General features: G+C 63.8%; 10 protein-coding genes. 5 read left to right on the forward strand and 5 right to left on the reverse strand.

What is annotated here, in order from left to right; translation table 11 throughout:
* Position 1 precedes the first annotated feature (1 nt).
* Complete coding sequence (locus ACTNBZ_RS12095) at positions 2-733, forward strand: response regulator (protein ID WP_441210207.1); 732 nt, start codon at positions 2-4, stop codon at positions 731-733.
* Between the two features lie 324 nt (positions 734-1,057).
* On the opposite strand, the gene ACTNBZ_RS12100 is transcribed toward ACTNBZ_RS12095, so the two are convergent.
* Positions 1,058-1,756: a hypothetical protein gene (locus ACTNBZ_RS12100; protein ID WP_441210209.1), complete on the reverse strand. Its 699-nt coding sequence runs from the start codon at positions 1,754-1,756 to the stop codon at positions 1,058-1,060.
* 334 nt (positions 1,757-2,090) lie between these two features.
* Here ACTNBZ_RS12100 and ACTNBZ_RS12105 point away from each other — a divergent pair, with 334 nt between their 5' ends.
* Positions 2,091-4,745, forward strand: coding sequence for a calcium-translocating P-type ATPase, PMCA-type (locus tag ACTNBZ_RS12105; protein ID WP_441210211.1), 2,655 nt, complete (start codon positions 2,091-2,093; stop codon positions 4,743-4,745).
* Between the two features lie 49 nt (positions 4,746-4,794).
* On the opposite strand, the gene ACTNBZ_RS12110 is transcribed toward ACTNBZ_RS12105, so the two are convergent.
* The 4 genes from ACTNBZ_RS12110 to ACTNBZ_RS12125 all read right to left on the reverse strand — a co-directional run bounded on the left by ACTNBZ_RS12110 (position 4,795) and on the right by ACTNBZ_RS12125 (position 9,230).
* On the reverse strand, positions 4,795-5,517 hold the full coding sequence (locus ACTNBZ_RS12110) for a F420-0--gamma-glutamyl ligase (RefSeq protein WP_441210213.1): 723 nt from the start codon (positions 5,515-5,517) through the stop codon (positions 4,795-4,797).
* A 148-nt stretch (positions 5,518-5,665) separates the two neighbouring features.
* A complete protein-coding gene (locus tag ACTNBZ_RS12115; RefSeq protein ID WP_441210215.1) occupies positions 5,666-7,453 on the reverse strand; it encodes an NADH-dependent [FeFe] hydrogenase, group A6 in 1,788 nt (595 codons plus the stop codon).
* The gene (locus ACTNBZ_RS12120; protein WP_441210217.1) at positions 7,450-8,715 is read right to left on the reverse strand and encodes a complex I 51 kDa subunit family protein; all 1,266 of its coding nucleotides are present in this window, start codon (positions 8,713-8,715) and stop codon (positions 7,450-7,452) included. Before ACTNBZ_RS12120 ends, ACTNBZ_RS12115 begins: the two co-directional genes overlap by 4 nt.
* A gap of 14 nt (positions 8,716-8,729) precedes the next feature.
* Positions 8,730-9,230: an NADH-quinone oxidoreductase subunit NuoE family protein gene (locus ACTNBZ_RS12125; RefSeq protein WP_441210219.1), complete on the reverse strand. Its 501-nt coding sequence runs from the start codon at positions 9,228-9,230 to the stop codon at positions 8,730-8,732.
* A 298-nt stretch (positions 9,231-9,528) separates the two neighbouring features.
* Here ACTNBZ_RS12125 and ACTNBZ_RS12130 point away from each other — a divergent pair, with 298 nt between their 5' ends.
* The 3 genes from ACTNBZ_RS12130 to ACTNBZ_RS12140 are packed head-to-tail and all read left to right on the forward strand — an operon-like array spanning position 9,529 to position 13,351.
* Positions 9,529-11,046: a spore germination protein gene (locus tag ACTNBZ_RS12130; RefSeq protein ID WP_441210221.1), complete on the forward strand. Its 1,518-nt coding sequence runs from the start codon at positions 9,529-9,531 to the stop codon at positions 11,044-11,046.
* Positions 11,043-12,167: a Ger(x)C family spore germination protein gene (locus ACTNBZ_RS12135; RefSeq protein ID WP_441210223.1), complete on the forward strand. Its 1,125-nt coding sequence runs from the start codon at positions 11,043-11,045 to the stop codon at positions 12,165-12,167. The genes ACTNBZ_RS12130 and ACTNBZ_RS12135 overlap by 4 nt, the downstream gene beginning before the upstream one ends.
* Before the next feature lie 32 nt (positions 12,168-12,199).
* Positions 12,200-13,351: a GerAB/ArcD/ProY family transporter gene (locus ACTNBZ_RS12140; protein ID WP_441210225.1), complete on the forward strand. Its 1,152-nt coding sequence runs from the start codon at positions 12,200-12,202 to the stop codon at positions 13,349-13,351.
* Positions 13,352-13,775 lie beyond the last annotated feature (424 nt).

The raw sequence follows: 13,775 nt of genomic DNA on the forward strand, positions 1-13,775 counted from the left end.
GATGGGGGCCGATCGCGTCCGGGTGCTGCTGGTAGAGGATGACGGGGGGACCCGGGCCCTTCTGCGGGCCCGTCTGGGCGGCGTACCGGGCCTGGAGCTCTGTGAGGAGGAGGCCGGAGACGGCGCGGAAGGCCTGCGGCTGATCCGGGAGCTCCGTCCGGATCTGGTGCTGCTGGATCTGGTGATGCCCCGGATGAGCGGACTTACCCTGCTGGCCGAGCTGGAGCGGGAAGCGCCGCCCCGCCGGCCGCGGATCGTGGTGATCTCCCGGGTGAGCAGCGAGCCGGTGATCGAGCGGGTGTTCGCCCTGGGAGCCGACTTTTATTTTCAAAAGCCGGTGAATCTGACGGAGCTGGAGCAGCTCCTTCCCACGCTGTTTCCGCCGCCCGCCGTCCCGGCCGGAGGCCTGGGACAGGCCCAGCGGGTGCTGTCTGAACTGGGCGCCGGACCGGAGACGCTGGGTTTCCGCTGGGCGGCTCTGGCCGCCGAGACCATGGCCCGGCAGGAAGACATCCTGCTGAAGGAGGCCTACTATCCCGCTGTGTGCCTTGGCGGCGGCAGCTATAACAGTGTGGACAAAAACATCCGCGATATGATCCGGGCCCTCCACCGGCGGAATACCGCGGCTTACCGGACCTTTATGAAAGGAGCACCTGACCGGTGCCCCTCCAACGGAGTCTTTTTGAAGCGGCTGGCTGAGGAAGTGCGCCGCCGCACCGGGAGAGGATCGTGAAAAAGGGGACCTGTGGCGGCCAATGCCATTCAGTTAAGAACATTTCCCCGAATTCTCCCCTGAACAAGCAGGGCCCGCAGGACTGTTCCACAGACAGCTGCCGCAGCCCGGGATGAGGCGGCACGGCGCAAGCCGTGAGGGGGCTTTTTGAAAGATCTTGCGTATTCACAGAAAAAACAGCCAGCTTCCTCTTTAGCCCGCTTGGCAAGGGGCATAAAGGGGAAGCTGGCGGAAGGAATGACATTGGTCCAACCGGACCGCTTTTTTGTGTTTTGAAAGCTTAAAGATGGCATTTGGAAGGATGCGCAGGCATTTAAGACCGGCTCACCGCCAGCATCCGGAAAACAGGTCAAAGATATACTCCACAGGCGGCAGGCCGTTTCCGTCGATGGTGTAGGGTATATCCCGGGCCTTGCGCTCGAGATACTCGGACAGGGCGCAGCAGGCCGCGCAGCCGCGGTCGATCACCGCCTCCGTGTCCTGGACATCGGCGATGAAGGCCTCCAGATCCTCACGGGTCAAGGGCTCGTCCCCGTCCCCGGTATCTCCGCAGGACTGCAGGACATCCTCCAGATCCAGCTCTAAAACCGCCTGGCAGTCATGATCAGAGAGACCGCCGTACTTGTCCAAGATCTCCTTCTTGTCTAACAGCTCATCCAGGCTGACCGAAACTCCGATCTCCCCCTTGTCCAGCTGCCCGATCCGCTCCGACGGCTCCGGCTGCCCCGCGGGAGAGTAGTAAACAAACCAGTGATAGTCTCCAAGGCCCAAAACCTGTGTCAGCAACATGACCTCCAGCTCGGGAACGGCACGGGAGATCGCGTCCGCAATCCCCTCCAGTCCGCCGATATTTCCGGGACCGCCGCTGTCCCATACCAGCTTGCACCGGCCGGAGAAGGACTGGATGTCGGTGTCTTTAAAGCCCTCCAGCAGGGACAGCTGCGGATCCTCCGGCACGGTTTTGAGAAAACGCTGCAGTTCCTGTCTGGTTCCTGTGATCCCCAGCTTGAACAGGCCTTGCATACCGGTGACCTCCTTGAAATCACGATCATTTGGCTTTTGGATTAAGTCGGGGCCAGTATAGCAAAAAAAGGAATGACACACAAGAGTTTTTTAGCCAATTCGCCGATTTCCGGCTTGCCAAAATGAGACGAGAAAAACGGCGCTGCGTATCATGCAGAATTTGCAGCCACAGCGAAAGCCTTACCTTAATGACATTGCTGTGGAGGGTCCCCTTTTTGTGGTTTTGGAAAGAAGTTTTCCCTCGCCAGGATTCCCTTGAAATCGGACAGGCCCGATACTATACTGTATTCCAATAAAAGGGAAAAACTGGATATCACAAAGGAGCGGGAACGGAATGAGCGAATGGCACAGTCAGAGCACGGCGGAGGTGCTCTCGGCGCTGAAGAGCGACAGAAAACGGGGGCTGACCGCCGCTGCGGCGGAGGAACGGCTGGGACAGTATGGCAGAAATGAGCTGGAGCAGGGAAGCGGAAAAAGCCTGGTCCGGCGGCTGCTGGAGCAGCTGAAAGACCCCATGATCCTGGTACTGCTGGCGGCGGCGGGCCTGTCCCTCTGGGCCAGCGGCGGAGAGGACTGGCTGGATGTGGTCATCATCCTGCTCATTGTGGTGGTCAACGCCTGTATCTCCATCTCCCAGGAGGACAACGCCCAGCGGGCGCTGGAGGCCCTCCGGCAGATGTCGGCCCCCCGGGCCCGGGTGGTCCGGGACGGCGAGGTGCTCCGGGTGGAGGCGGCGGCGCTGGTGCCGGGGGATATCATCCGGCTGGAGGCGGGAGACCTGGTGCCCGCCGACGCCCGTATCCTGGAGAGCGCCGGTCTCCGGTGCGACGAGAGCGCCATGACCGGGGAGTCGGTGCCGGTGCTCAAGGACGGCGGCGCGGCCCTCCCCGCCGACACGCCGGTGGCCGACCGGAGCAATATGGTGCTCTCGGCCACGGTGGTCACCGCCGGGCGGGGAACAGCCGTGGTCACCGCCACCGGAATGGATACCGAGATGGGGCGCATCGCCGGGATGCTGATGGGACAGGCCGAGGGGGAGACGCCCCTCCAGAAAAAGATGGCGGAGGTGTCCCGCACCCTGTCCTTTGTGTGCCTGTGCGTGTGCGGGGTGATGTTCGGCGTGGGGATGCTCTTCCACAATCCCATGCTGGAGATGTTCATGACCGCGGTCTCTCTGGCGGTGGCCGCCATTCCGGAGGGACTGCCCGCGGTGGTCACCATCGTGCTGGCGCTGGGGGTGTCCCGCATGGCGGGGCGCAATGCCATCATCAAAAAGCTGCCCGCGGTGGAGACTTTGGGCTGCGCGGGGGTCATCTGTTCGGACAAGACGGGCACCCTGACTCAGAACAAAATGACGGTGGCCGAGGTATGGACCCCCAGGGCGGCCGACCGGGAGCTGGCCCTGACCGTGGGGGCGCTGTGCAGCGACGCGCGGCTGATCCATGACCGGCGGGGAGAGCCGGTGTGTGTGGGCGACCCCACCGAGACCGCCCTGGTGGAGCTGGCCTGGCGGGAGGGGCTGGACAAGAACCGGCTGGAGAAAGAGATGCCCCGGCGGGGGGAGCTTCCCTTTGACTCGGACCGGAAGCTGATGAGCACCATCCACCCCCGGCCGGGCGGAGGATTCCGGGTGCTGGTGAAGGGGGCGCCCGACGTGCTGCTGGGACGGTGCCGCATTTCGTCCCGGCAGCGGCGGGACGCGATGGAGGCCAATGAGCTGATGGCCGGCCGGGCGCTGCGGGTGCTGGGCATGGCTTACCGGGACCTGGAGTTCCTGCCCCGGGAGCTGACCAGCGCTGCCGTTGAGCAGGGTCTTACCTTTGTGGGACTGATGGGCCTCATCGACCCGCCCCGGCCGGAGGTAAAGGAGGCGGTGCGCCGCTGCCACGCCGCCGGTATCCGGCCGGTGATGATCACCGGGGACCACAAGCTCACCGCTGTGGCTATTGCCAAAGAGCTGGACATCTTCCGGCCCGGCGACCTGGCCATCACCGGCGAGGACCTGGACTTCATGCCCCAGGAGCTGCTGGAGGAGGACGTGGAGCAGTTCTCGGTGTTTGCCCGGGTGTCCCCGGAGCACAAGATGCGCATCGTCAAGGCGTGGCAGAAGCAGGGAAAGGTGGTGGCCATGACGGGGGACGGCGTCAACGACGCGCCCGCCCTCAAGGCGGCCGACATCGGCTGTGCCATGGGAGTGACAGGCACCGACGTGGCCAAGGGGGCCGCCGACATGATCCTCACCGATGACAATTTCGCCACCGTGGTCGCGGCGGTGGAGGAGGGCCGGGGGATCTACGCCAACATCCGCAAGGCCATCCACTACCTGCTCTCCTGCAACATCGGCGAGATCCTCACCATCTTCCTGGCCACCCTCTTCCGGTTCCACCAGATGCCGCTGGTGCCGGTGCAGCTGCTGTGGCTCAACCTGGTGACTGATTCCCTGCCCGCCCTGGCGCTGGGGGTGGAGCCGGTGGAGCCGGGGATCATGGAGCAGGAGCCGAGGGAGGGGGACAGCGCCCTTTTTGACCGGGCCTTCTCCCTCCGGCTGGTCTGGCAGGGAGCCATGGTGGGCCTGCTGACCCTGGCGGCCTATTTTCTGGGGGAATACGTACTCTCCGATCCGGGAATGGCCAGCGCCACCGCCAACACCATGGCCTTCGCCACCCTGACCCTCTGCCAGCTCTTCCACGCCTTTGACGTCCGCAGTGAGGAGAGTTCCCTGTTTGAGATCGGGGTGTTCTCCAACCCCGCCATGAACAAGGCCTTTCTGGCTGGGCTGGCCATGCAGGTGTCGGTGCTCTGCCTGCCGCCTTTGCAGATGGTGTTCCGCACGGTGCCCATGGGCCTGACCGAATGGCTCACCGTGCTGGCACTGGCCATGGCGCCCCTGGCGGTGTGCGAGACGGCCAAGGCCCTCCGGCGGGCCGGGAAACGGAAGCGGAAAAAGACTGCGGCGGAAGGCAGGGAACAGCCTGTCTCCCCCGTGTAAAAGGATAAAATACCGGCCCCCGGGGATCCCGGGGGCCGGTATTCGTGGCTTATTCTGCGGAGCCCTGGTCCTCATCCGCCATGGGGCGGATAAGGATGAAGGGGGTGAGCTGGCGGTCCTGACCGGCGGGGTTGTCCCGGATCAGGTCCAGCAGCTCCTCGTCGGACTGGGTGAGCTGGGAGCAGTGGCCCAGCATGGCCACATCCAGGTCGTTGGCGTCCACGATCATGGATACGATGCCTGTTTTTTCAAAGATCTCGTCGCACACGCCGGCGGGATTCTCGGGCACGCGGACGCCCATATGCTCGTACTCGGGGATATCTTCCCCGTAGAAGCCGTCCAGGCCCGAGACCTCAATGCCGGCGATGCGGTAGAAGGTGCCGTGGATGCCCCGCAGCTTGTCGATGGCGGCCCGGAAGGCGGCCCAGAGGATCTTGGGCAGGCCGCAGACGTTGATGGCGAACTGCATCTTGATGGGCAGGCCCATGCCGGGGCCGGCGGAGGTCTGGTGGACAAAGCGGGAGAGCAGCCTGGCCCAGAAGCCGGGCTTGAGCTCCTCCTCGGTGACCACCCGCTTCTGGCAGATGGCGATGACCTTCTCGCTCATGGAGAGAATGTCGCCCTCCTGATACCAGGGCTTGACGTACTTCTCCATCAGGTCGATGTAGCTCTCGCCCACCTGGACGAAATGGGTGGTGATGGCGTGGCGGGCCCAGGTCTTGCCCATGGCCTCTATGGTGACGCTTTTTCCTTCGTTGGCGTGGAATTCCATGGAGCTTCCTCTTTTCAACATCAAATTCACTTCATTATAACCACTCTGCCTGGAAAAGGCAACGGGTGGGGCAAAAAATCTGGCCCCGGAGCCGGGGGATGCGCAAAAAAACGGGAGGACCGGTCCGGTCCTCCCGTTCTGTCAGGTCTTACTTCTGGGGCAGGAACTTCTTGTACTTCTCGATGTAGGGGGAGAAGTCATACCGCTTGGCCCGGGGGGCGTAGTCGGTGTGGAGCAGCTCATGGGACTTGTGGCTCAGCGGCTCGCCGAAGAACTCCTGATAGATGGTCTTGATGTCGGGGTTCTCGTGGCTCTTGCGCAGGGGCAGGTTCTTGTCCAGTTCGTACAGGGCCTTGATGCGGGCCTGGCGCTTGGCGTTGTTGGTGCCGATGGGCTGTCCGCCGCCGCCGATGCAGCCGCCGGGGCAGGCCATGATCTCGATGAAGAGATAGTCAGCCTCGCCGCTCTGGACGCGGCGGATGATCTCCTCGGCGTTCTTCAGGCCGTTGACCACCGCCACCTTGATGGGCGTGCCGTCCAGATCCACAGTGGCCTCCCTGATGCCGTTGACCTCGCCGCGGACCGCCTCAAACTCCAGACGGGGCAGCTCCTTGCCGGTGTAGAGCTCGTAAGCGGTACGGAGGGCGGCCTCCATCACGCCGCCGGTGTTGCCGAAGATGGCGCCGGCGCCGGAGCCGGTGCCCAGGGGAGCGTCGAACTCGCTCTCGGGCAGGTTGGCCAGGTTCAGGCCCTCATAGCGGATGAGCTTGGCCAGCTCGCGGGTGGTAAGGACCACGTCCACGTCCTGGTAGCCGTCGCGGCCCAGCTCGGGACGGGTGGCCTCATACTTCTTGGCGGTACAGGGCATGACAGAAACAGAGACGATATCCTTGGGATCCCAGCCCATGCGCTGGGCGTAGTACGTCTTGAGCACGGCGCCGAACATACCCTGGGGGCTCTTGGCGGTGGACAGGTTGCCGATGAGCTCGGGGTGATGCTTCTCCATAAAGTTGACCCAGCCGGGGGAGCAGGAGGTGATCATGGGCAGGCGGCCGCCCTTCTGGATGCGCTGGAGCAGCTCGGAACCCTCTTCCATGATGGTGAGGTCGGCGGAGAAGTTGGTGTCGAACACCTTCTCAAAACCCATCATCTTCAGGGCGGTGACCATCTTGCCGGTGACCAGGGCGCCGGGCTCCATGCCGAAGTCGTCGCCCAGGGCCACGCGGACGGAGGGCGCGATCTGGACCACCACGTGCTTGTCGGAGTCGTGGAGGGCATGGCGGACGTGGCTGGTGTGATCCACCTCGGTAAGGGCGCCCACGGGGCAGACCAGGGTGCACTGGCCGCAGAGGACACAGTCAGTCTCATTCATGGGCAGATCGAAGGCGGTGGTCACCTTGCAGTCGGCGCTGCGGCCGGTGAAGGACAGGGCGCCGATGCCCTGCACCTCGGTACAGACCTTGACGCAGCGGCCGCACTTGACGCACTTGGAGGGGTCGCGGACGATGGAGGGGTTATCCAGACGGGGCTTATCCTTGCTGGACACGTCAGGCAGGTCGGGCTTGAGCCGGTTGAAGCGGCGGCACAGGTTCTGCAGGTCGCAGTTATGGTTGCGGGCGCAGGCCAGACAGTTCTGGTTGTGGTCGGCCAGGATCAGGTCCAGAACGCCCACCTGAGCGTCATAGACCCGCTTGGAGTCGGTGATGACCTCCATACCCTCCCACACCACGGTGGAACAGGCGGCCAGCAGCTTGCGCTGGCCGGTGACCTCCACCATGCACATGCGGCAGTGGGCCTTGATGGACTGGTCGGGATGGTAGCACAGATGAGGGATATCGATGCCGATGCTCTGGGCGGCCTCGATGATGCGGGTGCCGGCGGGCACCTCCACGGGCATATGATTGATCGTCAGATGGACCATATTCTTCTCACTCATCTGACAGCCACCTCCTTCTTAATGGCAAAGACTTCGGGGAAGCGCTTCATGGCGGAGAGCAGGGCGGACTGCGCGGTCTCGCCCAGGCCGCACATGCTGGCCGTGGACATGATCCGGGCATACTTGGACATGATGGCCACGTCCTCCTCGGTGTGGGAACCCTCTGCGATCTTGTCCAGGATCATGGCGATGTGGCGGTTGCCCTCGCGGCAGGGGGTGCACTGGCCGCAGCTCTCGTGGGAGAAGAACTGCTGCGTCATGCGCAGGAAGCCGATGACGCTGGTGCGCTCGTCCACCACCAGCACCGCGCCGGAGCCGATGGCAGTCAGGTCGGCGGCCTTCATATCCTTGTAAGTATAGGGGGTGTCCAGCTGCGCGGGGGAGGCCAGACGGCCGGAAGCGCCGCCCAGCTGCACCAGCTGGAGCTGATGGCCGTCCTCGATGCCGCCGGCCAGGTCATAGATGATCTCGCGCAGGGTAATGCCGAAGGGGACCTCGAACACGCCGGGGTTCTTCACGTTGCCGCAGACTGAGATGAGCTTGGTGCCGGGGCACTCGGGCGTGCCCTGGCTCTTGTAGAAGCCGTCCTTGTCCAGCAGCAGGGGGGGCACCAGGGAGAGAGACTCCACATTGTTCACGCAGGTGGGCAGATGGAACGCGCCGCACTGCTTGATAAAGGGGGGCTTCATGCGGGGACGGCCCGAGTGGCCCTCCAGAGACTCACACAGGGCGCTGCCCTCGCCGCAGACATAGGCGCCGGCGCCGGAGTAGAGGTGGATGCGGTAGTTGAAGCCCTCCACGCCCAGGATGTTGTCTCCCAGGTAGCCGGCCTTCTCGCACTGCTCGATGGCGGAGAGGAGCTGGGGACGCAGGTGGGAATACTCCTCGCGCATATAGATGTAGCCGTTATCGGCGCCCACGGACCAGCCGGCGATGATCATGCCCTCCAGCAGCTGGAAGGGGTCCTTGGTCAGGAGCTCACGGTCCTTGAAGGTGCCGGGCTCGCCCTCGTCGGCGTTGCAGACCACGCACTTGTGGGGAGCCTTGACGGCGCGGGCCTGAGACCACTTGCGGCCCATGTCGTAAGCGGCGCCGCCGCGGCCCTGTACCCCGTTTTCGGCCAGAACGGCGGCGATGGCGTCGCCGTCCATGTCCAGAGCCTTGCGCAGGGCGGTAAAGCCGCCGATATACTCGTAGGAAGCCAGGCTGGCCGGATTGTACTTGTCAAAATTGCGGGTGATGAACGAGACAGTCTTGCTCATGATCCCTTACCTCCTTAGTCCAACTGCTGGAGCATAGCGACGATACGCTCCTCGCTGTCCAGATGGCCGTACACCACGCCGTTGACGCGCACGGCGGGGGAGACGTCGCAGGCGCCGAAGCAGGGGACCTTCTCGATGGAGAAGCGGCCGTCGTAGGTGACCTCGCCCACCTCCAGGTTCAGAAGGCGCTTGAGAGTCTCGCACAGGGCGTCGCTGTCCTTCACGCGGCAGGGGGCGCTGTCGCACACCTGCAGGGTGTACTTGGCGCGGGGCTTGTCGTGGAGCGCGGAGTAGAAGGAGATGACATCGTAGACCTGGGTGGGGCGGATCCCCAGGCGCTCGGCCAGATAATAGGCGGCGGGCTCGGGGATGTAGTGGCGCTCCACCGCGGCTTCCAGATCCAGCAGGATACCGACCAGCTGGGTGGCGTCTCCATCGTGCTTCTCCACGATGGAGTCCACCAGGGATACCATCTCAGGGGTGAGCTCGTCTAACTTTTGGGCAAAGGGCTTCATGGATGGGCCTCCTTTTTCATACTCGCATCAGCAGCTGTACGAGTGAGTTTACAAAAACGGAAAATGGGGCGGGAGAAATGCGGACCAGACAAAAAGAATGTAAGAAAGGTCTTATATACAAATTCTATACTGAACATTCTAAGTTTACAAGTATAAAATTTCGACACTCGGATAATATGTAAAGACACACAAAAAAATGACCGCAAATATAGAAAAAATGCACACGTTGAAACGGATAGAAAGGTGAGGACCGGGGCAGACTGGAGGGGCGTACCAATGGAAAGGGGAGGAAGGACCGTTGAAAAAGAAGCGTGACGCATGTGCCGGGATACCGCCCCACCCCAGAAAGGAGCCGCGGCTGGATCTGCCGCTGACGCCGGAGGGAGTGCAGGAGGCCTTCCGGGACTGCGCGGATTTTTCCACCCGGACCGTGGAGCGGGGCGGCGAGCAGGGGAAGCCGCTGACCCTGTGCTACCTGGCGGGCATGGTGAAGCTGGAGCGGATCAGCGACTATATCCTGCGGCCCCTGGCCCAGGACCGGGATCTCTCGGCGGCGGACGGGGCGGACGCCTGGCGGCAGATGGCGGACGGCGCCCTCTACAATTTAAAGGTAGAAAAACGTACTGACATGGACCAGGCCGCCATGGACCTGATCGACGGATGGTGCCTGCTGTTTGAGCCGGGACAGCCCGGGGCCCTCTCCCTCTTCGCGGCCACCGAGGACAAGCGCTCGGTGGGGCCGCCGGAGAACGAGACCGTCCTCAAGGGTGCGCAGGACGCCTTTGTGGAAAGCCTGCGTACCAATACCAGCCTGGTGCGCCGCCATCTGAAGGCGCCGGAATTGAAGATCAAAGAGCAGACCGTGGGGCGGCAGAGCCTGACCAGCGTGGACGTCCTCTATCTGGACGGCATTGCCGATCCGGAGACGGTGGCGGAGGTGGAGCGCCGCCTGGAGCGGATGGACATCGACGGCGTGCTCTCCGCCGGGAGCCTGGAGGAATATCTGGTGGACGACATCTGGACCGCCTTTCCCCTGATCCAGTACACCGAGCGGCCAGACCGCTTCTGCGGAGGGCTGATGGAGGGACGGGTGGGCGTCCTGGCGGACGGCCTTCCCCTGGGCTATCTGGCCCCCGGAGCGGTGAGCAGCTTCCTGCGGGCGGGGCAGGACAAGGCGTCCAACTGGATGACGGCCACCGCCGTCACCGTGCTGCGCTATCTCTGCGTGTTCGTGACCCTGCTGACCCCCGCCCTCTATATCGCCATGGCCACCTTCCACCAGGAGATGATCCCCACCCGTCTGGCCCTGTCCATGATCGCCGCCAAGCGGGACGTGCCCTTTCAGACGGTGTTCGAGGTGCTCATCATGCTGGTGGCCTTTGAGATCTTACAGGAGGCCGGACTGCGCCTTCCCCAGTCCATCGGGCAGACCGTGTCCATCATCGGCGGGCTGGTGGTGGGCCAGGCGGCGGTGGAAGCCAAGATCGTATCTCCCGCCGTCCTCATCGCGGTGGCCATCGCGGGCATCGCGGGCTACACCATGCCCAGTCAGGAGACGGCGGGGGCCCTGCGGCTGTGGCGGTTCCTGCTGGCGGTGCTGGCCAGTCTGGCGGGGCTCATCGGTGTGGTGGGGGGCGCGGCCCTGCTGGTATTCCATCTGGCGGGGATCGAGAGCTTCGGCGTGCCCTACCTGGCCCCCTTCGCCGGTGCGGGGGGCGGAAACGCCATCCGGCGAGCGGTGACCCGGCCGCCTCTGGCCCGGATGAAGCTGAGGGATCCGGTGCTCAAAACGCCCAACAGGAGAAAACAGGGATGAAAAAGTGCTGGAAACTGGTCCCTGTATGTATCCTCCTGGCCGGGTTGGCCGGGTGCCGCGGCGAGCTGGGAGTTCTGCCCTATGCCCGGGAGCTGGAGGATATGGCCCTGATGCGGACCATGGGGGTGGACGCCGGGGCGGCGGGCGGCGTGACCGTGACGGTGTCCACCGGCTCGGAGGACCGGGGCGGGAGCGAGAGCGGCTCCAGCCCCACCATTCTTCAAAAGGATTCCGGAACCATCAGCGGGGCCTGTCTGGCCATGCAGGGGGAGGGCGCGGCCTATATTTTTTACGGCCATGTGGGTCAGCTCCTGCTGGGGGAGGAGCTGGCCCGGACGAGGATCGCGGAGGCGCTGGACTATGTGTTCCGGGACGTGGAGATGCGGCTGGACACAGAGCTCTATCTGGTAAGGGAGGCCACCGCGGAAGCGGCCATCCGCGCCGCGGCGGAGACCAGTTCGGCCGCCGACCGGCTGGAGGCCATGGAGGCCGACGCGGGGCTGCTGTCCGATTCCATGGCCCGGACGGTAAAAGAGGTGATGGGAGAGCTGGAGGAGAACGGCTGCTCCTTTGCCCCTGCGCTGGCGGTGTCGGAGGAGGACGGCGGCCTGGCCGCCGCGGGATACGGCCTGATTCGGGGAGACCGGGTGGCGGGCTGGGCGGCAGGAGAGGCTGCCCGGGGCGTAAATCTCCTGGAGGGCCGGGTGGACGCCGACATTCTGGAGCTGCAGGTCCCCGGAGGGGGCAGAGCGGCGGTGCGCATCGTGGGAGCCGGGACCCAGGTGGAGCCGGTCTTTGACGGGGACCGGCTCACCGGACTGCGGGTGTGCTGCGAGACCGACGCCAATCTGGCGGAGGGGAGCCCCTCCGTTGACCTGAACGACGCCGCCCTCCGGGCGTGGATGGAGGACGCCCTGGCCCGGCGGACGGAGGAACGCCTCCGGGCGGCACTGGAGCTCTGCCGGCAGCTGGACGGGGACTTCTTTCAGCTTCAGAACCGGGCGGGACAGAGCGCGCCCTGGCGCTGGCGGGAGCTCCGGGAGCAGTGGGACCTGGCGTCGCTGGACATTGATGTGAAAGCGGAGGGACACATCCTCCGGGGGTACGATGTACGGGGCTGAGGCTCCGATCAGATTCAGGGAGGGATGGCGCCATGCCAAAGGATAGGATCTCGGTGCGGCAGCTGGGAGCGCTGCTGTTTTCGGCGCTGCTGTCGCCCATGATCCAGCTCCTCCCCCGGGAGACCACGGCGGCAGCCGGGAAGGCCGGGTGGCTGACAGCCCTGCCTGCACTCCCGGCCGCCCTGGCGCTGGCGTGGGCCCTGTGGACGGTCATGACCTGCACGCCGGAGGGAAGCGGAATGGCCCGGGGACTGGAGTACGCCTTCGGCCGGTGGATGGGGAGACTGGTGACGGGACTCTACTTTCTGTGGGGCGTGCTGCTTCTGGGCTGGAACATCCGCTGGTGCGCCTTCCGCTTCCTCTCCACCAGCTACCGGAATGGCCCGCTGCTCCTCTTTATCGCCATCCTGCTGGGGATTACCCTCTGGGTGGGCCGGAAAAAGCCGGTGGTCCTGGGCAGGGCGGGAGAGATCTTTGCTCTGGCCCTGGGGGCCGCCCTTGGCTTTTCGCTGCTGTTCGGCGCCTTCCAGATGAAGCGGGCCAATCTGGGTCCCATCTGGACGGAAGAATGGGCCGCTGTGCCGGGCGGGGTCTGGCCGGTGCTGGGCCTGATGGGATATGCCGTGTTTGGCGCTTTTCTGCCCAATGACACGTCATCCTTGAAGAAAGAAAAAAGGCGGCCGCTGCGGTGGGCGGGGTGGTTCTGCGGCCTGCTGGGCCTGTTCCAGCTGATCTGTATCGGGAATTTTGGGCCCGGACTGATCTGGCGGATGGAGATCCCCTTTTATATGATGGTGAAAGGGATCGGCGTACAGGGGGCTTTTCAGCGGGTGGAGTCCCTGGTCATGGCGCTGTGGGTGCTCAGCGATCTGGCTCTGCTGGGCATGCTGTTCTTTGCCTGCCGCCAAATGACGGAGGGATGGATGGGCAGCCGGGCAAAAGGCTGGCTGCCCTGGGGCATCGCTCTGGCCGCCGGGGGACTGGCGGTGGGCATGCTGCCGGACTCCTATGAACTGTCCCATGTGATGGAGCGGGCGGCGGTGGCAGGAAACATCGTCCTGGGGATGGCTTTGCCGGTGGCGGCAGCGCTGGTGATCCGCCTGCGGGATGCCGGGAAGACGGAGAAAGAAGGGAGCAGGACGGCCGGTACCGAGCCCCCAAGAAAGAGGAAAAAAGAACTGTAAAAAGAACGGGAGAAAAGCGTAAAAAACAGTTGACAAAGGGGGAGGGTACTGCTATACTAAGCAAGCGCCTCACGAGGGGGCACCTGGAAGATGGGACACAGCGGCGGAAAGCAGGAGCGGTCCTGAAAAAAGGTGTTGACAAGTGGGAGCGGATGTGCTAAACTAAATGAGTTCGCACGGAAGCGGCGGTTGGATGAGAGAGCTTCACAAAAGCGGTTCTGAGGGCTGAAAAGCCCCGGAAAAGCCTGAAAAAAGTTCTTGACAAACGAAACTAAGTGTGATAAAATAGTCGAGCACTTGACCGAGAGGTCGGAGCGTGTACCTTGTAAATTAAACAACGTGAAAGAAACACGAAGCACCAGAAGGACAAGTTGTCCTTCGCAAGCGCAAGTTTGTGAAGGGGCAGCTGATTAATTTCTTTGAA

It is taken from the genome of Pseudoflavonifractor sp. HCP28S3_F10 (assembly GCF_052065415.1).
Lineage (GTDB): Bacteria > Bacillota > Clostridia > Oscillospirales > Oscillospiraceae > Pseudoflavonifractor_A.